Consider the following 21,204-nt stretch of genomic DNA (forward strand, 5'->3'; position numbering starts at 1 on the left):
TGCCGCGCAGTATGCTCAGGGCATGAGTCAGGAAAGCCCTTCCCGGGTGCGTCAGCCGCGTCATTCCCGAGGGGCGGCTCCGACGCTGCACGACGTGGCACGGGAGGCGGGGGTGTCGCTCGCGACGGCATCCCGCGTGCTCAACGGATCCGAGCGCAAGGTCGCCGAGTCCTTCCGTGAGCGGGTCGAGCAGGCCGCCGCTGAGCTCGGCTACACCGCGAACGTGTCGGCCCAGGCGACCGCACGCGGATCGTCGCCCGTGATCGCGCTGCTCGTCGCCGACATCGCCGACCCGTATTTCGGCCTCATCGCCGCGGGCGTCGCGCGCGGCGCGGACGAGCAGGGGCTCGTCGTCACCATCGCCATCACCGAGCGCGACCCCGCACGCGAGGCGCGCATCGTCAGGGCGCTGCGCGGTCAGCGACCGCAGGGGCTCATCCTGGCGGCATCCCGCACCGCTGAGCCGACCGACTCCGACACCGCGCGCGAACTCGCGGAGTACGCCCGTTTCGGAGGACGCGTCGTGACATTCGGAGCCGGCAGCGCCGAGAACCGTCACGTCGAGATCGACAACCGCGCCGGCGCCGAAGCCCTCGGGCGTCGGATGGCGGCGCTCGGCTATCGCTCCGCCATCGCGATCGCCGCCGCCGAAGGGGTGCTGACCTCCGACGAACGACTCGCCGGGTTCCGCGCGGGCTTCCAGGCGGAGGGCGGCTCGATCGATCGGGTGCTCCGCGGCGACTTCCGTCGGGAATCCGGTGCGCAGACGATGTCTGCGGCGCTCGCCGAGGGCGTCGAGCCCGGCACGCTCGTCTTCGCGATGAGCGACGTGGTCGCGATCGGGGCCATGGCTGCGATCCGCGAAGCGGGGCGCGAGGTCGGCGCCGACATCGCAGTCTGCGGCTTCGACGACGTCCCCTCGAGCAGCGACGTGACCCCGGCGCTCACGACCGTGCGCGTGCCGCTGAGCGAGGTCGGCTATCAGGCGTTCCGCGCGACGGTCGACGCCGACTGGCAGCAGGCCGCGCTGCCTCTTGAGGTCATCGTCCGAGCGAGCACCCCCGGCATCGCCGGATGATGAGGGTGGTGCTGGCGCCCGACAGCTTCAAGGGCACGATCACGGCAGCAGATGCCGCCGCAGCGCTCGCAGAGGGGTGGGCGTCTATCGATCCGTCCGCGGAGTTCGTGCATCGACCCATGGCCGACGGCGGCGAAGGCACCATGGCCGCGTTCGCTGCCGCGGTGCCGGATGCCGAGCGGATGCCGGTGGTCGTCGACGGGCCGGCCGGCGTACCGGTCTCCGCCCATTGGCTGCTTCTGCCGCCAACCGCCGACGCACCGGGTGGCATCGCGGTCATCGACCTCGCCTCGACCTCGGGTATCGAGCTCCTCGACGCCCTGCGTCCGTGGGATGCGGACACCACCGGGTTCGGTCAGGCGATCGTCGCGGCCCTCGAGCACGGCGTCTCCCGCCTGGTGCTCGGCATCGGGTCGAGCGCGTCCAACGACGGCGGCACCGGGATGCTGACTGCCCTCGGCGCGCGATTCCTCGACTCGTCTGGCGCGGCGGTCGCGCGAGGAGCCCGCGGTCTCGTCGACATCGCCGCCGTCGACCTGAGCGGGCTGCGCACGGCGCCGCAGGTGCGTGTGCTCACGGATGTCACGAATCCGCTCGCAGGACCCCGGGGGGCCGCCGCCGTGTTCGGTCCGCAGAAGGGGCTCGCCGGCGACGAGATCGGGCACGTGGATGCTGCGCTCCTCCGACTCGCCGGTCTGCTCGGCCTCGACCCGGAGCTGCCGGGTGCGGGAGCGGCCGGTGGCACGGGCGGTGCGCTGGTCGCCTGGGGGGCGACGCTCGCCCCGGGCGCTGCCGAGGTCGCCGAGCTGATCGGACTCGCGGATGCCATCGCGGAGGCCGACGTCGTCATCACGGGCGAAGGATCGTTCGACGGTCAGTCCGGCGACGGCAAGGTGCCCTCGTACATCGCCGGCCTCGCGACCGCTTCGAGGGCGACCGCGCTGCTCGCGGCCGGACGCATCGCGGCCGATTCCGACACGGCGCTGTTCGCGGCATCCGCGTCTCTGACCACTCTCGCCGGATCGTCGGATGCCGCGCTTGCCGACCCCGAACGCTGGTTGCGCGAGGCCGGGGCGCTGCTCGCGCGGTCGGTCTGACGCGCCGCCGCGTGCGACAGGTGTCCTTGCGTGCTGGCTGCTCGCCGGGCGGGGTCAGTTTCGCATCGTGGTCGCGCTGCGGGGTCACTTTCGTATCGGAGTCGCGCTGCGGGGTCACTTGGGCATCGGAGTCGCGCTGCGGGGTCACCTTCGCATCGGAACGGGCCGATTCGGATGCGCTATTGACCCCGCTTGCGTCATTGAACACGGCACGGACACAGGTGGCGGTAGGGCGGGTAAGTGGGAGGCCGCCCCGGCGGGGTATGCCCCCCCGGGCGGGGTCACTTTGGCATCGGGATCCCCGGGCGGGGTCAGTTTCGCATCGGACTCCCGCTGCGGGGTCACTTCCGCATCGAAACGGGCCGATTCGGATGCGCTATTGACCCCGCCCGTTGGGACGTTGACCCCGCACGGGTGACGTGCGGGCGGAACGCGGACGCGAGTGGCGATCAGCCGCCGAGGGCGGCCGACACGACGGCGCGAGCTTCGGCCTGCACCTCGGCGAGGTGCTCGGGTCCGCGCAGGCTCTCGGCATACAGCTTGTAGACGTCTTCGGTGCCGGAGGGGCGGGCCGCGAACCACGCATGCTCGGTCTGCACCTTGAGGCCGCCGATCGCCGCGCCGTTGCCCGGCGCGTGCGACAGCTTGGCGGTGATCTCCTCACCGGCGAGGGTCGTCGCCGACACGGCATCCGGTGCGAGCTTGCCGAGCGTGGCTTTCTGCGCGGGCGTCGCGGGCGCGTCCACGCGCTGGTAGGCGGAGGAACCGAAAGCGGCCTCCAGCTCGGCATACCGCTCCGACGGGGTCTTGCCCGTCACCGCGATGATCTCGGCCGCCAGCAGGCACAGCAGGATGCCGTCCTTGTCCGTCGACCACACCGATCCGTCCTTGCGGAGGAAGGATGCTCCGGCCGACTCCTCGCCGCCGAAGGCCACCGAGCCGTCGAGCAGGCCCGGCACGAACCACTTGAAGCCGACGGGCACCTCGAGCAGACGGCGTCCGAGCGACTCGGCGACGCGGTCGATGATCATCGACGAGACGAGGGTCTTGCCGATCGCGGCGTCGCGCGGCCACTCGGCGCGGTGCGAGAACAGGTAGTCGATCGCCACGGCGAGATAGTGGTTCGGGTTCATGAGCCCGGCGTCGGGGGTGACGATGCCGTGGCGGTCGGCATCCGCGTCGTTGCCGGTCAGGACGTCGAAGTCGCCCTTCTTGGCCACGAGCGACGCCATCGCAGAGGGAGATGACGGATCCATGCGGATCTTCTCGTCCCAGTCGAGCGTCATGAAGCTCCAGGTCGGGTCGACCTCGGGGTTCACCACGGTGAGGTCGAGGTCATGCACCTCCTTGATCAGCGCCCAGTACTCCACCGAGGCCCCGCCGAGCGGGTCGGCGCCGATGCGCACACCCGCCTTGCGGATCGCGTCGAGGTCGATGATCGTCGCGAGATCCCGCACGTATGCGTCGCGGAAGTCGTAGCCGGGCAGGGCATCCCAGTCGATGTCGGCGAACCGCTCGCGCTTGACGTCGACCAGACCGCCGGCGATCAGCTCGTTCGCGCGATCCGCGATCCATCCGGTCGCGTCGGTGTCGGCGGGTCCGCCGTGCGGAGGGTTGTACTTGAAGCCGCCGTCGCGGGGCGGGTTGTGCGACGGGGTGACCACGATGCCGTCGGCGCGGCCGGCGGCATCCGGTGCGAGGTCGCGGTTGAAGGTGAGGATCGCGTGGCTGAGTGCGGGCGTCGGCACCCAGGCGTCGCGCGAGTCGACGCGCACGTCGACGCCGTTGGCCACCAGCACCTCGATGGCGCTGCGTTCGGCCGGCAGCGAGAGCGCGTGCGTGTCCCGACCGAGGAAGAGCGGACCGGTGATGCCCTGGCCCGCGCGATAGTCGACGATCGCCTGGGTGGTGGCGAGGATGTGGTTCTCGTTGAAGCTGTTCGTCAGTGACGACCCTCGGTGACCGCTCGTGCCGAACGCGACTCGCTCGGCGGCGACGCCGGGGTCGGGGACGCGGTCGTAGTACGCGGCGATCAGCTCGTCGACATCGATCAGGTCTGATTCCTCGGCAGGGAGGCCGGCGCGGCTCGTCATGCAGACAGTCTGCCCCCATCTCGGCATCCGCGCATCTTCTGGGCCCGCGCCGGTGCCCTAAGGTGAAACGCGTGACTGAACGCCGCACCTACAGCTATCTCGGCCCTGCCGGCACGTTCACCGAAGCGGCTCTCGAACAGGTCGCCGAGGCGCGCGGTCAGGACTGGCGCGCGGTGCACAACGTGGGCGAGGCGCTCGCCGACGTCCTGGAGGGTCGCAGCGACGCCGCGATGATCGCGATCGAGAACTCGATCGAGGGCGGTGTCTCGACGACTCAGGATGCTCTGGCGACGCTGCCGGGACTGCGGATCATCGGCGAGTACCTGGTACCGGTGAACTTCGTGCTCGTGGCTCCTCGGGGTACGACGCTCAATGATGTGCAGGTCATCGCCGCGCATCCCGTCGCCTATGCGCAGTGCCACGGCTGGCTCGGTGAGCATCTGCCGACGCACTCGCACGTACCGGCGGCGAGCAACGTCGCCTCGGCGGTCGGCATGCTCGACGGCGGTCTTCCCGCGCAGGCGGCCATCGCCGCTCCCGGCGTCGTCAAGCACCTCGATGTCGACGTGCTCGCCGAGGACATCGGCGACAACGCGCAGGCGGTCACGCGCTTCGTGCTCGTCACCCGCACCACCACGGCACCCGCTCCCACCGGCGCCGACAAGACCTCGCTGATCGTCGAGCTGCCGAACGATCATCCCGGATCGCTGCTCGAGATGCTCGAGCAGTTCTCGACCCGCGGCATCAATCTCTCGCTGATCCAGTCGCGTCCGATCGGCGACGAGCTCGGCCGCTACCGATTCGTGATCGACGCCGACGGTCATATCGAGCACGAGCGGATGGCCGATGCGCTGCTCGGCATCCGCCGCTTCAGCCCCCGCGTGGTCTTCCTCGGCTCGTATCCTCGGGCCGACCGGCAGATCGTGCAGTACCCCGAGCGCTACTCCGACGACGTGTTCGTCGAGGCGCGCGACTGGCTGCGCGGCATCCTCAGCGGCGAACCCGAAGACTGACGGCCGCAGCAGACAGTCCCCCAGGCGTCGCCGGTCACGGCCGAGCCGTACGGCGGTGGTGCGGTGGCGGTGCAGCGCACGGCGGTCGCGGGATGATTCCCGCGACCGCGTCGCCCCTCTGCCCCTTGTTTCCCCGCTCGAAAGTCAGTGCCGGGACGTGAGCGGCCCGCGCGTGAGTGCGTGCGAGTCCGTGCCCGGATCCGTGCTCGGAAGTCAGTGCTCGCGGAACATCGGCCACCCGCTGCCCGGCAGCATGTGGGAGTGCAGGGCGCCCTTCGCCGATTCCAGCGTCGGATAGGTGCCGGTCGCGGCATCCGATCCCGCCATGACGACGGTGTAGCCCTCGTCATCGTGTCGGATGCTGCCGACGACTCCGTTCGTGCCGTACGCCACCCAGAGGGCCAGGGTCTTGGTCGTGCTCATCATCGAACCCCTTCCGTTGGTGGTGACGCTACGCCCCGGCGCATCGGAATACCAGCCCTTGACGCCGCGGGTTCTCGGCCGGTGCGCCCCCTGGGTGCGGGGCCAGTTCCGCATCGCGCGCCTGTGCGGGGTCACTTCTGCACCGTAAAGGGGTGATTCGGATGCGGAAGTGGCCCCGCCTGGGTGCTGGCCTGGGGAAGTGGCCCCACCTGGACGGGGGCGGCGAGCGGGGGAACGCGGATAGGGGGAGCGCGGCTCAGCGGCGGGATGCCATCGCGCGACGGATGCGGTCCAGTAGCGGTCGTTCATCGTTCAGATCGAGCTGCGTGACGCGGATGACGATCCATCCGTCGTCCTCGAGTTCGCGCTGACGTCGGACGTCGCGCCGCCACTGATCACGGCTCGTGCGGTGTCCGTCGCCTTCGTACTCGATTGCGATCTTGAAAGCGGGATATGCCATGTCGCTCCGCGCGATGAGGATGCTGTTGCGGTGGATCTCGTACTGCACGACGGGTTCGGGAAGACCTCCAGCCACGAGGAGCATCCTCGTCTCGGTCTCCTTCGGCGATTCCACTCCTGCGCGGGCGCGGGACAGCGCATCACGGACTCGTCGCGAGCCGGGAAAGCGACCCCAGGCCTCAAGGCGCTGAGTGATGTCGGTCGCGGTGTATGTCGGACGCCCCGGCCGCAGCCCGGGATAGTTGTCGGACGTGCTGATGAGCGCGTCGAGGGCGATGACCATCTGATCGTCTGTCAGCGTCGCCGCGCACATGAACAGTGCCGCCACCGGATCGACGATCGGGATTCCGCCGATTCGCCAGGGATGTGCTCGTCCCTCGGCCAGGCGCCGTCCGGTGACGCCGCGGTTGCGGGCACGGGCCGAACCCGTGGCCACGACCACGATGATCGGTGCCTCGACGCTCCAGATGCCGGGGTGTGGATACCCCCACACGCGCATCGCCGTCTCCCCGCCGATGAGCTGACCGCCGTGCAGGCGGGGCACGAGGGCGGCGACTCGCTCGAACGGTGTTTCCGCGGGCGTGATCGAGCGCACTCCGCGAAAGGGACGGTCGAGATCGCGCGCAGATGCGCGACCCCGGCCTATACCCGCGGCTGCGGCCTGCCGCACCGAGAAGTGGCGGTCGAGATCGTCGGGCAGAACTATCCGATGGCGCATCCGATCACGATCGCTGATCGGACGCGTCGAACCGCGCGACGGGTGCCGGAAACCCGGGAGATGTGCATAAGTCGCGCTTGTGGACCGAGTTCGCGGTGAGTGCAGCCGGGGGCGCGGGCGGGGCCACTTATGCATCCGCCCACATGGGCGGGGCCACTTGTGCATCCCCAAACGGCTTTTCGGATGCGGAATCGACCCCGCAGTGCACGAGCGCGCCACGCACGAGCGCGCCACGCGAGAGCGCACCACGCGGGAGCGCGCGCGGCGCCAGGCGCGGCTACAGTGCGGCGGCGATGAGCTCGAGCGTCTGAGCGCGGCCGGCGGCGGCATCCCGCGGCTCGGCTTCGTACGCTCCGGCGACCGGCGACAGCATGACCTCGTCGACGCCGTACTTCTCGGCGAAGGCCCGCACCTCGTCGGCGACGGATTCCCCGGTGCCGACGAACCACCGCGAACGCGCGGCTTCGACGACCTGGTCGGTCGCGGCATCCGATTCGGCGGCCAGCGCCTCTTCGACCGTCTCGAGTGCGATGAGCGGCTTGTTCAGTCGCAGGCGCGACATCATCCGCAGCTGAGGGAGGGCGCGCGCCTCGGCCTCCTCCTGCGTGGGGGAGGCGACGACATTGACGGTCAGGAACGTCCGCGGCTCGGGGTGCTCCTCGCTCGGCTGATAGCCGGTGCGGTAGAGGTCGAGCGCCCGCTCGAGACCCTGCCCCGAGAAGTGGTTGGCGAAGACGTACGGCAGGCCATGGGATGCCGCGAGCTGCGCCGAGTAGTCGCTGGACCCGAGCAGCCAGACCTCGGGACTCCCGGTGGCGGACGGGGTCGCATGCACGGTGTACTCGCCGCCGGAGGTGAAGCGCACGGTCGCGCCCTCACCCGAGATGAGCGCGGCGATGTCCTGCACGTTGCGGGGGAACTGCTCGACGTCGCTCGTCGTGCCCGATCCGCGCAGCAGCTGAGTGATGACCGGGTCGCTGCCGGGCGCGCGGCCGAGTCCGAGGTCGATGCGCCCCGGAGCGATGGCCTCGAGGGCGGCGAACTGCTCGGCGACGATGAGCGGCGCGTGGTTGGGGAGCATGACGCCCCCGGAACCCAGGCGGATCCTCGACGTGCGCATCGCGGCGGCGGCGATCAGCACCGGGGAGTGGTGGATGCCACGGCCGGCATGTTGTGGTGCTCCGCGAACCAGTAGCGGCGGTAGCCGAGCCGGTCGGCGGTGGCGGCGAGATCGAGGGAGGAGGCGATGGCCTCGGCACTGGTCTGGCCGGTTCGCACCGGGATGAGGTCGAGGACGGAGAGCGCGGTGGAAGTCATCCTCGAATGCAACGGCAGGAGCGGGCGGAGCATTCCCGCCCGCTCCGTCGGCGCGCCACGTCAGGCTGCGGCCAGCGCTGCGGATGCCGCGGGGGAGAACTCCTCGGCCAGCGCCCGGCGTGTGAGGTGATAGCGGATGTGCCACGCCGCGCTGAAGCTCTGGTCGGGGAGCTGCGCGAGCACGGCGCGATCGTCGGATCCGAGGCCGTCGCGGGCCGCTTCCCTGAGCAGATCGTCGCGGGTGGCCGGGTACTCCATACCGCGGAGGAAACGGTCGAGAGCAGGGGTCGTGTGCATGGGATCGTCCTTTCCGAAGGGAGAGCGGGGTGGGCCGGGGTGCGCGCCCCGGCCCACCGAGGGGTCAGGCCGTGATCGACTGCCGGTTGTCGCTCGACTCGACCTCGATCTTGCGGGGCTTCGCGCGCTCGCTGACCGGGATGATCACCGAGAGCACGCCGCTCTCGTACGAGGCGCTGATCGCGTCGAGGTCGACGCCGTCGCCGAGCGAGAACTGGCGCAGGAACGACCCGGCGCCGCGTTCGCGAGCGAGCCAGCGCACGCCCTCGCGACTGTCGGCGGTACGCTGGGCGCGGATCGTGAGCTGTCCGCCGTCCAGGTCGACGTCGATCGAACCCGGATCGATGCCGGGGAGGTCGGCGTGCAGGACGTACCTGTCGCCGTCGCGGAAGAGGTCCACCGGCATGAGACGCGGTGCGCGGACGGAGTCCAGCACGCTCGCGGCGAAGCGGTCGAGCTGACTGAACGGATCGAATGACATGGCCATGAGTGTCTCCTTTCGTGTGGCCCAGTCGGGGCGATGAAGGTGCAGATTATCTGCAACCGTTGCTATAGATTTGTTATAGATCAAGTCCAGATAGAATGCAAGTGCGTCGAGAAGGAGGTGTCGATGTCCGAACGCGATCCGAGCATGCCGGTGTACGGCATCGCCGTCGCCGCACAGCTGAGCGGTGTGCCAGAGGCCAGTCTGAGACTCTTCGAGGCGAAGGGGCTCGTCACCCCTGCCCGCAGCGACGGCGGCACGCGCCGCTACAGCGACGACGACCTCGAGCGCATCCGCCGCGTGACAGGTCTGCGCGTCGAGGGGATCAACATCGTCGGCATCCGCCGCGTCCTCGACCTGGAGGACGAGAACGCCGGCCTCCGCGACGAGCTCGCCGACGGACGGTCCTAGTCCGCGAGGCGCTGCGCATCGGCCACGGACCGGGCGCAGTACCTTTAGGGGCATGGATGCCGAGATCTTCTACGTGCTCGTCGGTGCTGTCGTGGTGGCGGCGATCGCCCGCTGGCGCGGCTGGCCCGCGCCTCTGCTCGTCACGGTGGTCGCGCTCGCGGCATCCTTCCTGCCGTTCGTGCCCGATGTGGAGATCGACGGCCACCTGCTGCTGAACCTCGTGCTGCCGCCGCTGCTGTACTCGGCGGCGCTGGACGTGTCGTTCGTCGGTTTCAAGCGCAGCCTGCCGCAGATCCGACGCCTGGGCATCACACTCGTGCTGCTCACCGCGCTCGCCGTGGGGCTCGTCGCTTGGTGGATCCTGCCTTCGCTCACCCTCCCCGGCGCACTGCTGCTCGGCGCCATCGTCGCCCCGCCCGACGCCGTGTCGGCCGCAGCGATCGGCCGCAAGCTCAGGCTGCCCCGACGCATCATGACGGTGCTGTCGGGGGAGAGCCTGATCAACGACGCGACGTCGCTCACGCTCTACCGCGTCTTCGCCGCCATCATCGCCGGGGCGACTCTTACCGTGTGGAACGGCATCGGCCAATTCCTCCTCGCCGTCGGCGTGGGCGTCGCGGTCGGACTCGTGTTCGGCATCGTGCTGCACCAGCTGCGCATGCGCATCAGCGACCCCGTCGTGATCGGCACGTTCGGGCTGCTCGCTCCGTTCGGCGCATACGCGATCGCCGAGCACCTGCTCGGATCGGGCGTGCTCGCCGTCGTGGCGATGGGCCTCTACGTCGGCTACAACTCCCCGCGCACCGACTACACGACCCGACAGCAGGAGGCCCCGCTGTGGCTCTCGGCCGATCTGCTGCTCGAGAGCTTCGTCTTCGCGTACATCGGTCTGCAGTTCCCGCGTGTGCTCAGCGACCTCGGGGGAGAGGAGGTCGGCCGCATCCTGTTGCTGTCGGCCGCCGTCCTGGTGGTCGTCCTCGTCGTGCGCCCGCTCTACGTGTACCCCGCGAACCTCTGGGCCAACTTCCAGGACCGCAGACGGCTGCAGCGGTGGGATCGCACCGTCGAATCGGGTGCCTTCGACGAGCGGCGGCGCGACTCGAGGCGCTGGAAGCAGTACAGCGCCGAGGAGCTGAGGTCGAAGATCGTGCGAGATCGGATGGCCGGTCTGCAGCTCACCTGGAAGGACAACGCCGTCATCTCCTGGGCGGGGATGCGCGGCGTCGTCACGTTGGCGACGGCGCTCGCCGCCGCCGACCTCGCAGCACTCGACACGGAGCCCTCGCACGCGATCGTCGTCGTCGCGTTCGTCGTGACCGTCGGCACTCTGCTGCTGCAGGGACTCACCCTTCCGCTGCTCATCCGCCGACTGGGCATCGCGAGCGACGTCGATGAGGAAGAGGACGAGCGGGCGATCGCCGACGTCAAGGCCAAGAGCCGCGAGGCGGGCAAGGCGTTCCTCGCCGAGAAGCGCGTCGAGTGGGAGGCGAAGTACGGCGAGGCCGACCTCAGCGTCTTCGACGCCTTCACCAAGCGAATGACCAGGGTCGAGAGAGACACCGACGAGGCGCAGCAGGTCGAGGATGCCGCAGCCAGGCCGTCCTACGACGACCTGGTCGCACTGTCTCGGGGCTGGTTGCAGGTGCGCCGCGACATCCTGCTCGCAGAACGCGACGCCGGCAACCTCGACGAGGAGGTCATGCGCGAGCTGATGACGGCGATGGATGCCGAGGAGCTGGCGCTCGACACCCGCGGTGCCACGCGGCAGCCGGGCCGCGCGTAGCGCAGCGACGACGAACGCCCCGCCCCGAGAGTGGGGCGAGGCGTTCGATCGATGCGGATCGGGTCAGCGGGTGCTGGCGGGCTCGCTCTCGGATGCCGTGGCATCCGCCTCGGGTGCGTCGTCGTCTCCCGAGTCGTCGGCGAAGGGGAGTCCTTCGCGCGGCGCGTTGTAGAGGTCCTCGTCGAGGATGCCCTCGCGCTTCGCGACGATGGTCGGCACGAGCGCCTGCCCTGCGACGTTGACCGCGGTGCGTCCCATGTCGAGGATCGGGTCGATCGCGAGCAGGAGTCCGACGCCCTCGAGCGGCAGTCCCAGGGTCGACAGCGTCAGCGTCAGCATGACGGTCGCTCCCGTGGTGCCGGCGGTGGCCGCCGACCCGACGACCGACACGACGACGATCAGCAGGTACTGCACGAGGTTCAGTTCGATGCCGAAGAACTGGGCGACGAAGATCGCGGCGATGGCCGGGTAGATGGCGGCACAGCCGTCCATCTTCGTGGTCGCGCCGAACGGCACGGCGAACGAGGCGTAGGAGCGCGGCACGCCGAGGTTGCGCTCGGTCACCCGCTCGGTGAGGGGCAGCGTGCCGATCGACGAGCGGCTGACGAACGCCAGCTGCACGGCCGGCCAGACGCCCGAGAAGTACTGCCCGATCGAGAGTCCGTGCGTCTTGACCAGGACCGGGTAGACGACGAACAGCACCAGTGCGAGCCCGATGTAGACGGCGAGCGCGAACCAGCCGAGCGAGGCGAGCTTCTCCCAGCCGTACTCGACGACCGCGGCGCCGATGAGGCCGAACGTGCCGAGCGGGGCGATGCGGATGATCCACCACAGCACCCGCTGGATGACCTTGAGCAGCGATTCGGTGAAGGCGAGGAACGGCTCAGCCTTCTTGCCCGCCTTGAGCGCGGCGATGCCGACCGCGACCGCGATCACGATGACCTGCAGGATGTTGAAGTTGACGCTCGACGAGAACGTGCCGTCCGTCGCCCCCGGGTTCGTGCTGACGCTCAGGCCCAGGAAGTTCTGCGGGATCAGCCCCAGCAGGAAGTTCCACCACGTGCCGACCGTGTACGGCTCACCGGGCTCGAGGCCTTCGCCGGCGCGGTTGCCCGGCTGCAGCACGAGGCCGAGGGTGATGCCGATGACCACCGCGATGAACGCGGTGACCGCGAACCACAGCAGCGTCTGGCCCGCGAGGCGGGCGGCGTTCTGCACGCGGCGCAGGTTCGAGATGCTCGCGACGATGGCCGTGAAGATCAGCGGCACGACCGCGGCGCGCAGCAGCGTGACGTATGAGCTGCCGATCGTGTCGAGAGTGGCCGAGAGGCCGTTCGGGCTGTCGCCTGTGGCGCCGAGCTGGCGCGCGACGAGGCCGGCGGCGATGCCGAGGACGAGGGCCGCGAGGATCTGGAAGCCGAACGAGGTCAGCAGCTTCCGGACGGGACCGCGGGTGTCTGGCGCCTTGGTGGCGCGGACGGTGGTGCTCATTGGATCGGGGACTCCAGGATCGGTGCGCGCCCTGTGCGCGCTATCCGTCCACGCTAGGAGCGGCGCGGGAGTCCGGAGGCGGAGATGACGAAGGATGACGGATGCCGCGGCATCCGCCATCCTTCGAGGGCAGCTCAGATCACTCGGCGGTGGCGCAGTCGGCTGCGGCGTCGGTGATGGTCTTCTGGACCAGGGCGCCCTCGTCCTCGTCGGTCTGCGCGCTCGAGTCCCCCTTGGCGATCGCGTCGAGCGATTCGTTCGACACCTTCGAGTCGACGAGTGCCTCGGAGAGGCAGAGGATGACGGGCTCGGTGAGGGCGTCGCCCATGCCCTGGTCTTCGAGGACCTTCTGGAGGCCGTCGGAGACCTCCTCGGCGGAGGGCCGTTCGACAGCGGCGCCACCGCAGGCGGCGAGCGAGAAGGCGAGTGCCGCGATAGGCAGCGCCATGAGGAGGCGGGAAGGGGTGCGCAGGTTCCGGTCGTTGAGCTTCATGTCTCCGACGCTATCGGCTCACAGTGGATTCATAGCGCACCGCGCATGGGCAGAAATCCCCACGACCGCGCCGCCTCGGGTCCGAAGACGGCCGGAATCGCGGATCCGGGCTAGGCGAGCACCAGCAGATCCCCGACCTCGCAGTCGAGGGCGTCGCAGATCGCGCGCAGCGTCGAGTACCGGATCGCCCGCGCCCGGTCGTTCTTGAGCACCGACAGGTTCACGATGCTCACCCCGACGCGGGAGCTCAGCTCGGTCAGGGTCATCCCGCGCTCCGCGAGCAGCTCGTCGAGTCGGCAGTGGATGCCCGTGAACTCGTCGTCGTTCTCCGCCGGGCTCATACGAGGCCTCGAGTCCGGCTGCCGCGGCGGCGTCCGATCCAGACGACCAGCCCGATCACGACCGCGACGACGGCGAGTGAGATGCCGATGAGCCGCAGGGAGTCCCAGACCGAGTTCGAGCCGAAGGTGATCATCAGACCAGGCCCTCGGTGTCGCGCTGCAGGCGGTCGCCGATGGAGAAGACCGTGCTGATCAGTGCGATCACGAACGCGGCGAGGATGAAGGCGAACGGCTCGACGCTGATGATCGCGTTGTCGACGCCGTTGTCGGTGATCCGGGCGACCGTCGCGTTCGCGAGCATGTTGTCGAAGAACCGCACGCCGGCGAAGCCCACCAGACCGGTGATGCCTGCCGTCGAGACGAGGGCGGTGTTGCGGCGGCTGAAGACGCGCCCGGTGAGCACGCTCCGCGAGAGCAGGATCAGGCATCCGATCACCACGACGATCGTGATGATCTGCAGCACCTGCCCGATGATGCCGGGTACCGCGGCGATGGCAGGCAGCTCCGGGGCGGTGATCGTGGCGCTGTCGAGGCCCGCAGCGATGCTGCCGCCGCGGGAGAGCGGGAGATCGATGCCGGTGGTGGAGGGGACGAACTCCACCAGCACCGGCACGTCGACGCCGCGGGCGAGTTCGACGATGCGGATGACCGACATCACCGTGATGTAGGCGGCGATCAGAGCTCCCGAGATGCAGAAGCCGATCATCGCTCCCGCATCTGCCCGGGACAGCGTGCGGTTCTTCGTCGAGGTCATCATCCACTCCTTATCGATCTTCGTTATTACCGATAATCGTTAACATATCGACTGTCGATATGACCGTCAACCCCCGTCTGCCGAGCACTCCCGTCGCCGACAGTCACGGCGCTATGCCGACGGCGAACACGGGCATACAGCATCCGCACGGTGGTTACTCTCGATGTACAAGCGCTTCACGCGTCTTCGCCCCGTGCGAATAAGGAGTCACAGCATGTTCGAGAGATTCACGGACCGAGCCCGTCGAGTGGTCGTCCTCGCCCAAGAAGAGGCGAAGATGCTCAACCACAACTACATCGGCACCGAGCACATCCTGCTCGGCCTCATCCACGAGGGTGAGGGTGTCGCAGCCAAGGCGCTCGAAAGCCTCGGCATCTCGCTTGACGCCGTCCGCGAGCAGGTACAGGACATCATCGGCCAGGGTCAGCAGCAGCCGACCGGCCACATCCCGTTCACGCCGCGCGCCAAGAAGGTCCTCGAGCTGAGCCTCCGCGAGGCTCTCCAGCTCGGCCACAACTACATCGGCACCGAGCACATCCTGCTCGGGCTCATCCGCGAGGGCGAGGGCGTCGCCGCCCAGGTCCTCGTGAAGCTGGGCGCCGACCTCAACAAGGTGCGTCAGCAGGTCATCCAGCTGCTGTCCGGTGCACCGGGCCGCGAGCCGGCAGCCGTCGGCGCGCAGTCCAACGACACCCCGAGCGCCCAGGGCGGCTCGCAGGTGCTCGACCAGTTCGGTCGCAACCTCACCCAGGCCGCTCGAGACAACAAGCTCGACCCGGTGATCGGTCGCGAGAAGGAGATCGAGCGGGTCATGCAGATCCTGTCTCGCCGCTCCAAGAACAACCCCGTCCTGATCGGTGAGCCCGGCGTCGGCAAGACCGCTGTCGTCGAGGGCCTCGCGCAGGCCATCGTCAAGGGCGATGTGCCCGAGACGCTGAAGGACAAGCAGCTCTACTCGCTCGACCTCGGCTCGCTCATCGCCGGTTCCCGCTACCGCGGTGACTTCGAGGAGCGCCTGAAGAAGGTCACCAAGGAGATCCGTACCCGCGGCGACATCATCGTCTTCATCGACGAGATCCACACCCTCGTGGGTGCCGGTGCTGCCGAGGGCGCGATCGATGCGGCCAGCATCCTCAAGCCGCTCCTCGCGCGTGGCGAGCTCCAGACCATCGGCGCCACCACGCTCGACGAGTACCGCAAGCACTTCGAGAAGGATGCTGCGCTCGAGCGCCGCTTCCAGCCGATCCAGGTGAACGAGCCGAGCCTGCCGCACGCGATCAACATCCTCAAGGGGCTGCGCGATCGCTACGAGGCTCACCACAAGGTGCAGATCACCGACGGCGCGATCGTCGCGGCGGCCAACCTGGCCGACCGCTACGTCTCGGACCGCTTCCTGCCAGACAAGGCCATCGACCTGATCGACGAGGCCGGCGCACGCCTGCGCCTCAGCATCCTGTCGTCGCCGCCCGAGCTGCGGGAGTTCGACGAGAAGATCGCCGCCGTCCGCGAGCAGAAGGAGCAGGCGTCGGAGGATCAGGACTTCGAGAAGGCCGCATCGCTGCGCGACGAGGAGAAGAGCCTCCTCGCCGAGCGTCTGCGCCTCGAGAAGCAGTGGCGTTCCGGTGACGTCGCGACCGCCGCGGTCGTCGACGAGGGGCTGATCGCCGAGGTGCTCGCACAGGCCACCGGCATCCCGGTCTTCAAGCTGACGGAGGAGGAGTCCTCGCGACTCGTCTTCATGGAGAAGGCGCTGCACCAGCGCGTCATCGGTCAGGAAGAGGCCATCGCCGCCCTGTCCAAGACGATCCGTCGTCAGCGTGCCGGACTCAAGGACCCGAAGCGTCCCTCGGGCTCGTTCATCTTCGCCGGCCCCACGGGTGTCGGAAAGACCGAGCTCGCCAAGGCGCTCGCCGAGTTCCTGTTCGACGATGAGGCCGCGCTGATCTCGCTCGACATGAGCGAGTTCGGTGAGAAGCACACCGTCTCTCGTCTGTTCGGTGCCCCTCCCGGATTCGTCGGATTCGAAGAGGGCGGCCAGCTCACCGAGAAGGTGCGCCGCAAGCCGTTCAGCGTCGTGCTGTTCGACGAGATCGAGAAGGCGCACCCCGACATCTTCAACTCGCTCCTGCAGATCCTCGAAGAGGGTCGCCTGACCGACGGTCAGGGTCGCGTGATCGACTTCAAGAACACCGTCATCATCATGACCACCAACCTCGGTGCTCGTGATATCGCCGGTGGTCCGGTCGGCTTCCAGATCGAGGGCGTCAACGCCACGACCTACGAGCGGATGAAGGGCAAGGTCAACGAAGAGCTCAAGCGCAACTTCAAGCCCGAGTTCCTCAACCGTGTCGACGACATCATCGTGTTCCCGCAGCTGTCGAAGCCGGAGCTGGTGCAGATCGTGGATCTGTTCACGAAGCGCCTCGGCGAGCGTCTGCTCGACCGGGACATGACGATCGAGCTGTCGCAGGCCGCCAAGGAGCGTCTCATCGAGATCGGGTTCGACCCGGCGCTCGGTGCCCGCCCGCTGCGTCGCGCGATGCAGCACGAGGTCGAGGACCGTCTCTCGGAGAAGATCCTGCACGGCGAGCTGAACCCCGGCGACCACGTGAAGGTCGACGCGAAGGACGGCGAGTTCCTCTTCGAGCACGGCCCGCGCGGCGAGAAGGTCGCGGTCGGTGTCGCCACCGGCGGAGCGATCTCCGGCACCCCCGACCTGGCGGTCGCCAGCGGGGAGTGACCTGATCACTGAAGGGGCGGATGCTGCGGCATCCGCCCCTTCTGTGTGTCTGCCCCTTTCCCCCTGCCCCCTCCCCCTGCCCCTTTCCCGGGCACAGCTTCGGAGTGTGGGCGTGACACGCCGGGTTCGGCGCGACGGATGCGGCGTGTGGGGCCGGGTGGTCCGAAGCTGTGTCCGCGCATCCCGTGCATCCCGTGCATGCCGTGCATCCCGTGCATCCGGGGGTCGGATCGAGGGGCCACCGGGCCGGCTCAGCATCCCGGGAGGTGACGGGTTCTAGGCTGGATGCTGTGAGCGACTACATCGTCCGGCCGGCGCGCAGCGCCGACATCGTCGGCATCCGGAGCCTTCTGCAGCCGATGGTCGAGCAGCGCATCCTCCTCGGCAAGGACCTCGCCGTGCTCTATGGCGCGGTGCAGGAGTTCGTCGTCGCCGAGGCCGACGGCGAGCTGATCGGATGCGGGGCGCTGCACGTGTTCTGGGAGGACCTCGGCGAGGTGCGCACCCTGATGGTGCGGGACGACTGGCTGCACCACGGCGTCGGCGGCGCGATCGTCGGACGCCTGGAGGAGCAGGCGCGCGAACTCGGTCTGAGCCGACTCTTCTGCCTGACGTTCGAGGTGGAGTTCTTCGGACGCCGCGGATACACGACGATCGGCGAACAGGTCGTCGATCCCGATGTCTATTCGCAGCTGCTGCGCAGCGGTGACGCGGGTGTCGAGGAGTTCCTCGACCTCGCCCACGTCAAGCCGAACACGCTCGGCAACACCAGGATGCTGAAGAGCCTCAACTAACCTGGAGACATGCCCCGCCACTCCGCCGCCGTCTATCGCCGTCGGAGGCTGGTGCTGCTGGTCGCCCTCATCCTGTTCCTCGCGGCGATCGGCATCTCCGTGTGGCTGCTCGTCGCCCGCCCTTGGGCGAGTGCGGCGGAGCCTGCCCCTTCGCCGACCGCCTCGGAGTCGGGCGCTCCGACTCCTTCGTCGACGCCGGATCCGACGGCGGGAGAGTCGCCCTCGCCCGAACCGACGGGACAGGAGACCCCCGGCATCGTGGCGTGCGAGGCCCGCGACGTCGAGGTCTCCGCGGTCACCGACGCGGACTCGTACCAGTCCGGGGTGCTTCCGAAGCTGTCGATCTCGCTGACGAACAGGGGGGCGGCCGACTGCGCGATCGACGTCGGCTCGACCACCCAGGTGTTCACGGTCTCGAGCGGCTCGGACGTGTGGTGGCGCTCGACCGACTGCCAGGAGAACCCGAGCAGCATGATCGCCACCCTCGCCGCCGGCGCGACCGTCACGAGCAAGGTGCCGGTGGTCTGGGACCGCACCCGATCGAGTGTCGAGACGTGCGAGCAGGAGAACCGTTCCCGCGCTCCTGGTGGAGGCTCTTCGTATCACGTCTCCGTGGAGATCGGCGGTTTCAAGGGTGCGACGACGAAACAGATCCTGCTCTACTGACCGCGATCCGACGCAGATCTGACCTGCGGGCAGAGTCATCTGGCCAAAGGTCTTGAATACAGTCCTGCACTCAGTTTCGGTGCTGACATGACAAGCTCTTTGGGATACCATTGAGGTGACCCTCGCAGACTTGCGGCGCATGCCATCCCCAGTGGCGTCGAGCACAGCGTCCCCAGCGCTTCGACACTGCCGCCCGAGGGTCTGAGGGCCCTCTCGAGTACCCCAGTCCCCAATGGAGGACTCGAGAGGGCCCCAATCTTCTCCCGGCCTGGCTCGGCCCGGCCCGGCCGCGTTCGTTCGGGCCGCGTTCGTCCCTGCCGCGTTCGTCCCTGCCGCGTTCGACAGCTGCGCGGCTGAATATGCTGGACTCATGGCATCGAAGAAGGCGAAGTCCGCGAAGAGCAAGCCCGCGCCCGAGGACTTCCGGTCGGATGCGCTCGCCCATGCGCTCGAGAAGCAGGACATCGCCGCCGTGGCGCTGGCGCTTCGGCACGGCACCACGGTCGTCCCGCTCGTGAAGCCGGGAGCGCGGGACAACCCGCTCGACAGCGGCGAGGTGTGGACATACCGCGACCCGAAGACCGGCGATCTCGCGCTGCTGCTCTTCAGCGACGCGAAGAACAAGCCCGCGAACCTGCCGCCGGGAGTGGGCATCTACACGGCGGACTGGCTGCGGAAGTTCCTGGCCGCGCATCCGATCACCACCGTGTTCCTCGACATCGCAGGACCGCATCCGATGCAGGCGTCGCCGGACGAGATCCTCAAGGCGCTCGACGCCTGAGGCGCGGGGGCGGACCCGCTCGCCCACGCGACCGGCGCAGGTCCCATGGCCCGTGCCGGGTCACTTTCGCATCGGATGATCTGTGCCGGGTCAGTTTCGCATCCGATGATCTGTGCGGGGTCAGTTTCGCATTGGATGATCTCTGCGGGGTCAGTTTCGCATCCCGATCGCCCGTTTCCGGTGCGGAAGTGGCCCCGCTTGTGGTGCGGTGCGGAAGTGGCCCCGCTTGACGGTGCGGGGAGAGTGTGCGCTCGGTGGGGTTGAAAGCGCACCGGATGCGAGCGTTCGGGCGCATTCTCGACCCCGATCGGGTTTCGGAGAGGATGCGGAATCGCTGCGTGGCCGATGCGGGGTCATTTCCGCATCCGAATTACCCGTTTCGGGTGCGGAAGTGGCCCCGCATGACGGTGCGGTGCGGAACTGGCCCCGCGTCGGGTGCGGAAGTGGCCCCGCTTGACGGTGCGGTGCGGAAGTGGCCCCGCTTGTGGTGCGGTGCGAAAGTGGCCCCGCTTGACGGTGTTCGACCCGGCTGAGCGCGGGACAGGCGCTCGTCGCGGTCGACTCAGAACGGCGGGATGTCGGCTTCGTTCCGCCGCGTGGTGTTGCGCGCGCGGACGTCGTTCAGTGCGGCGCGCAGGGTCTTCGACCGATCGTCGACGACCTGGTCGTAGCCGAGACGCGAGGCCTCGGACCGCCGCTGAGCGGATTGGGTGACCGGGCGGATCTCGCCGGCGAGGCTGAGCTCGCCGACGGCCGCGACCGTGCGGGGCACCGAGATCTGCTGGATGGAGCCGGCGACCGCGATGGCGATCGCGAGGTCGGCGGCCGGCTCGGTGAAGCGCACACCCCCGACGGTCGAGACGTAGACGTCGAGGGTGCTCGTCTTGATCCCGGCCCGTCGCTCGAGGATCGCCAGCACCATGGCCACGCGCGACGAGTCGAGCCCGTGCACCACGCGACGGGGGTTCGGGGCGGTGGTGTTGATCGTGAGCGCCTGCACCTCGACGGGCAGGGCGCGCCGCCCCTCGAGCGAGATGGCGACGCAGGTGCCGGGCTCGGTGTCGCCCTGCGACAGGAACAGTCCGGACGGATCGGGGACCTCGGCGATCCCGCCGCCGGTCATCTCGAAGCATCCGACCTCGTCCGTCGGGCCGAAACGGTTCTTCAGCGCCCGGATGAAGCGCAGCGACGTCTGACGGTCGCCCTCGAAGTGGCACACCACGTCGACCAGATGCTCAAGCACGCGAGGACCGGCGACCGTGCCGTCCTTCGTGACGTGCCCGACGATGATGATCGGCAGACTGCGGTCTTTCGCGACCCGGATGAGGGTCGCTGCGACCTCGCGCACCTGGCTCGGCTGCCCGGCGGCGCCGTCGATGAGCGACGACGAGACCGTCTGCACGGAGTCGACGATCACGAGCTGCGGTGCCACCTCGTCGATATGACCCAGGATCGTGGCGAGGTCGGTCTCGCTGGCGAGATACAGCTCGTCGTGGAGTGCGCCGGTGCGCTCGGCGCGGAGCCGCACCTGCGCGGGAGATTCCTCGGCGCTGGCATACAGGACCCGGCGCCCCGATCGGGCGGCCTGGGCTGCGACCTCGAGCAGCAGCGTCGACTTGCCGACGCCGGGCTCACCGCTGAGCAGGATCGCCGCACCGGGCACGATGCCCCCGCCGAGGACCCGGTCGAACTCTCCGACACCGCTGGTCCGCCGCGGAGCGTCTTCGGTCGTGATCTCGGTGATCGGGCGCGCCGCCTTCGCGGCCGTGGGCGCGAGGGGTGTGATGCGGCTGAGGATGCCGGTCTGCACCCCCTGCTCCTGCACCGTGCCCCACTGCTGGCACTCCGCGCATCGACCGACCCACTTCGCCGTGGTCCATCCGCATTCGGTGCACACGTACGCGGGAGGAGCGGGTTTGCGGGTGGCCATGCAGCCAGGCTATCGCCGGGATCAGACATCCCTATCACCCC

General features: G+C 69.0%; 20 protein-coding genes and 1 pseudogene. 9 read left to right on the forward strand and 12 right to left on the reverse strand.

Annotated elements, in window-relative coordinates; genetic code table 11:
* Positions 1-22 precede the first annotated feature (22 nt).
* Both BLW44_RS03975 and BLW44_RS03980 read left to right on the forward strand, forming a co-directional pair.
* Positions 23-1,078: a LacI family DNA-binding transcriptional regulator gene (locus tag BLW44_RS03975; protein ID WP_060928013.1), complete on the forward strand. Its 1,056-nt coding sequence runs from the start codon at positions 23-25 to the stop codon at positions 1,076-1,078.
* Positions 1,075-2,175 carry a glycerate kinase gene (locus BLW44_RS03980; RefSeq protein ID WP_060928005.1) on the forward strand — a complete coding sequence of 367 codons (1,101 nt, stop codon included), beginning with the start codon at positions 1,075-1,077 and terminating at the stop codon, positions 2,173-2,175. Before BLW44_RS03975 ends, BLW44_RS03980 begins: the two co-directional genes overlap by 4 nt.
* Positions 2,176-2,624: 449 nt before the next feature.
* Here BLW44_RS03980 and pgm read toward each other — a convergent pair whose 3' ends face one another.
* Positions 2,625-4,268 carry a phosphoglucomutase (alpha-D-glucose-1,6-bisphosphate-dependent) gene (pgm, locus tag BLW44_RS03985; RefSeq protein WP_060928004.1) on the reverse strand — a complete coding sequence of 548 codons (1,644 nt, stop codon included), beginning with the start codon at positions 4,266-4,268 and terminating at the stop codon, positions 2,625-2,627.
* Between the two features lie 62 nt (positions 4,269-4,330).
* Here pgm and pheA point away from each other — a divergent pair, with 62 nt between their 5' ends.
* Positions 4,331-5,281: a prephenate dehydratase gene (gene pheA / locus BLW44_RS03990; protein ID WP_060928003.1), complete on the forward strand. Its 951-nt coding sequence runs from the start codon at positions 4,331-4,333 to the stop codon at positions 5,279-5,281.
* Positions 5,282-5,494: 213 nt separating this feature from the next.
* On the opposite strand, the gene BLW44_RS03995 is transcribed toward pheA, so the two are convergent.
* The 5 genes and pseudogenes from BLW44_RS03995 to BLW44_RS04015 all read right to left on the reverse strand — a co-directional run bounded on the left by BLW44_RS03995 (position 5,495) and on the right by BLW44_RS04015 (position 8,982).
* On the reverse strand, positions 5,495-5,704 hold the full coding sequence (locus BLW44_RS03995; protein ID WP_053099248.1) for a hypothetical protein: 210 nt from the start codon (positions 5,702-5,704) through the stop codon (positions 5,495-5,497).
* A gap of 256 nt (positions 5,705-5,960) precedes the next feature.
* On the reverse strand, positions 5,961-6,707 hold the full coding sequence (locus tag BLW44_RS04000; RefSeq protein WP_139305235.1) for a hypothetical protein: 747 nt from the start codon (positions 6,705-6,707) through the stop codon (positions 5,961-5,963).
* Between the two features lie 451 nt (positions 6,708-7,158).
* Positions 7,159-8,198: pseudogene (locus BLW44_RS04005) on the reverse strand (LLM class flavin-dependent oxidoreductase).
* Between the two features lie 60 nt (positions 8,199-8,258).
* Entirely contained in the window at positions 8,259-8,495 is a 237-nt protein-coding gene (locus BLW44_RS04010) for a DUF2795 domain-containing protein (RefSeq protein WP_060928000.1), read from the reverse strand.
* A gap of 64 nt (positions 8,496-8,559) precedes the next feature.
* A complete protein-coding gene (locus BLW44_RS04015; protein WP_060927999.1) occupies positions 8,560-8,982 on the reverse strand; it encodes an Hsp20/alpha crystallin family protein in 423 nt (140 codons plus the stop codon).
* A 123-nt stretch (positions 8,983-9,105) separates the two neighbouring features.
* Here BLW44_RS04015 and BLW44_RS04020 point away from each other — a divergent pair, with 123 nt between their 5' ends.
* Together BLW44_RS04020 and BLW44_RS04025 are read left to right on the forward strand one after the other, a co-directional pair.
* The gene (locus tag BLW44_RS04020) at positions 9,106-9,390 is read left to right on the forward strand and encodes a MerR family transcriptional regulator (protein ID WP_060927998.1); all 285 of its coding nucleotides are present in this window, start codon (positions 9,106-9,108) and stop codon (positions 9,388-9,390) included.
* A gap of 52 nt (positions 9,391-9,442) precedes the next feature.
* Positions 9,443-11,173 carry a cation:proton antiporter domain-containing protein gene (locus BLW44_RS04025; RefSeq protein WP_060927997.1) on the forward strand — a complete coding sequence of 577 codons (1,731 nt, stop codon included), beginning with the start codon at positions 9,443-9,445 and terminating at the stop codon, positions 11,171-11,173.
* 63 nt (positions 11,174-11,236) lie between these two features.
* On the opposite strand, the gene BLW44_RS04030 is transcribed toward BLW44_RS04025, so the two are convergent.
* The 5 genes from BLW44_RS04030 to BLW44_RS04045 form a co-directional block, all read right to left on the reverse strand.
* Complete coding sequence (locus BLW44_RS04030) at positions 11,237-12,664, reverse strand: dicarboxylate/amino acid:cation symporter (protein ID WP_060927996.1); 1,428 nt, start codon at positions 12,662-12,664, stop codon at positions 11,237-11,239.
* A gap of 139 nt (positions 12,665-12,803) precedes the next feature.
* Entirely contained in the window at positions 12,804-13,157 is a 354-nt protein-coding gene (locus BLW44_RS04035) for a hypothetical protein (protein ID WP_060927995.1), read from the reverse strand.
* A 110-nt stretch (positions 13,158-13,267) separates the two neighbouring features.
* A complete protein-coding gene (locus BLW44_RS04040) occupies positions 13,268-13,498 on the reverse strand; it encodes a helix-turn-helix domain-containing protein (protein ID WP_060927994.1) in 231 nt (76 codons plus the stop codon).
* Complete coding sequence (locus tag BLW44_RS17950) at positions 13,495-13,632, reverse strand: hypothetical protein (protein WP_157519612.1); 138 nt, start codon at positions 13,630-13,632, stop codon at positions 13,495-13,497. The genes BLW44_RS04040 and BLW44_RS17950 overlap by 4 nt, the downstream gene beginning before the upstream one ends.
* The gene (locus tag BLW44_RS04045) at positions 13,632-14,252 is read right to left on the reverse strand and encodes a DUF2975 domain-containing protein (RefSeq protein WP_167347488.1); all 621 of its coding nucleotides are present in this window, start codon (positions 14,250-14,252) and stop codon (positions 13,632-13,634) included. Before BLW44_RS04045 ends, BLW44_RS17950 begins: the two co-directional genes overlap by 1 nt.
* 214 nt (positions 14,253-14,466) lie before the next feature.
* Between BLW44_RS04045 and BLW44_RS04050 the strand changes: the two genes are divergently transcribed.
* From BLW44_RS04050 to BLW44_RS04065, 4 genes are all read left to right on the forward strand, one after another.
* Positions 14,467-16,992 (forward strand): ATP-dependent Clp protease ATP-binding subunit, encoded by a 2,526-nt coding sequence (locus BLW44_RS04050; RefSeq protein WP_060927992.1) that lies wholly within the window; start codon positions 14,467-14,469, stop codon positions 16,990-16,992.
* A 290-nt stretch (positions 16,993-17,282) separates the two neighbouring features.
* Positions 17,283-17,786, forward strand: coding sequence for an amino-acid N-acetyltransferase (locus BLW44_RS04055; protein WP_060927991.1), 504 nt, complete (start codon positions 17,283-17,285; stop codon positions 17,784-17,786).
* Between the two features lie 9 nt (positions 17,787-17,795).
* On the forward strand, positions 17,796-18,452 hold the full coding sequence (locus BLW44_RS04060; RefSeq protein WP_060927990.1) for a hypothetical protein: 657 nt from the start codon (positions 17,796-17,798) through the stop codon (positions 18,450-18,452).
* 370 nt (positions 18,453-18,822) lie between these two features.
* Entirely contained in the window at positions 18,823-19,233 is a 411-nt protein-coding gene (locus BLW44_RS04065; protein WP_060927989.1) for a hypothetical protein, read from the forward strand.
* Between the two features lie 562 nt (positions 19,234-19,795).
* Here the strand turns inward: BLW44_RS04065 and radA are convergent.
* Entirely contained in the window at positions 19,796-21,163 is a 1,368-nt protein-coding gene (gene radA, locus BLW44_RS04070) for a DNA repair protein RadA (protein WP_060928742.1), read from the reverse strand.
* Positions 21,164-21,204 lie beyond the last annotated feature (41 nt).

It is taken from the genome of Microbacterium hydrocarbonoxydans (genome assembly GCF_900105205.1).
Classification (GTDB): Bacteria; Actinomycetota; Actinomycetes; order Actinomycetales; family Microbacteriaceae; genus Microbacterium; species Microbacterium hydrocarbonoxydans.

Coding starts and splice junctions, on each gene's coding strand:
- BLW44_RS04030 (WP_060927996.1), bottom strand. CDS start 12,664: ATGAGCACCACCGTCCGCGCCACCAAGGCGCCAGACACCCGCGGTCCC.
- BLW44_RS04015 (WP_060927999.1), bottom strand. CDS start 8,982: ATGGCCATGTCATTCGATCCGTTCAGTCAGCTCGACCGCTTCGCCGCG.
- BLW44_RS04050 (WP_060927992.1), top strand. CDS start 14,467: ATGTTCGAGAGATTCACGGACCGAGCCCGTCGAGTGGTCGTCCTCGCC.
- BLW44_RS03980 (WP_060928005.1), top strand. CDS start 1,075: ATGATGAGGGTGGTGCTGGCGCCCGACAGCTTCAAGGGCACGATCACG.
- BLW44_RS04010 (WP_060928000.1), bottom strand. CDS start 8,495: ATGCACACGACCCCTGCTCTCGACCGTTTCCTCCGCGGTATGGAGTAC.
- BLW44_RS04020 (WP_060927998.1), top strand. CDS start 9,106: ATGTCCGAACGCGATCCGAGCATGCCGGTGTACGGCATCGCCGTCGCC.
- pgm (WP_060928004.1), bottom strand. CDS start 4,268: ATGACGAGCCGCGCCGGCCTCCCTGCCGAGGAATCAGACCTGATCGAT.
- BLW44_RS04060 (WP_060927990.1), top strand. CDS start 17,796: ATGCCCCGCCACTCCGCCGCCGTCTATCGCCGTCGGAGGCTGGTGCTG.
- BLW44_RS04045 (WP_167347488.1), bottom strand. CDS start 14,252: ATGACCTCGACGAAGAACCGCACGCTGTCCCGGGCAGATGCGGGAGCG.
- radA (WP_060928742.1), bottom strand. CDS start 21,163: ATGGCCACCCGCAAACCCGCTCCTCCCGCGTACGTGTGCACCGAATGC.
- BLW44_RS17950 (WP_157519612.1), bottom strand. CDS start 13,632: ATGATCACCTTCGGCTCGAACTCGGTCTGGGACTCCCTGCGGCTCATC.
- BLW44_RS04025 (WP_060927997.1), top strand. CDS start 9,443: ATGGATGCCGAGATCTTCTACGTGCTCGTCGGTGCTGTCGTGGTGGCG.
- BLW44_RS04035 (WP_060927995.1), bottom strand. CDS start 13,157: ATGAAGCTCAACGACCGGAACCTGCGCACCCCTTCCCGCCTCCTCATG.
- BLW44_RS04040 (WP_060927994.1), bottom strand. CDS start 13,498: ATGAGCCCGGCGGAGAACGACGACGAGTTCACGGGCATCCACTGCCGA.
- BLW44_RS04065 (WP_060927989.1), top strand. CDS start 18,823: ATGGCATCGAAGAAGGCGAAGTCCGCGAAGAGCAAGCCCGCGCCCGAG.
- BLW44_RS03995 (WP_053099248.1), bottom strand. CDS start 5,704: ATGAGCACGACCAAGACCCTGGCCCTCTGGGTGGCGTACGGCACGAAC.
- BLW44_RS03975 (WP_060928013.1), top strand. CDS start 23: ATGAGTCAGGAAAGCCCTTCCCGGGTGCGTCAGCCGCGTCATTCCCGA.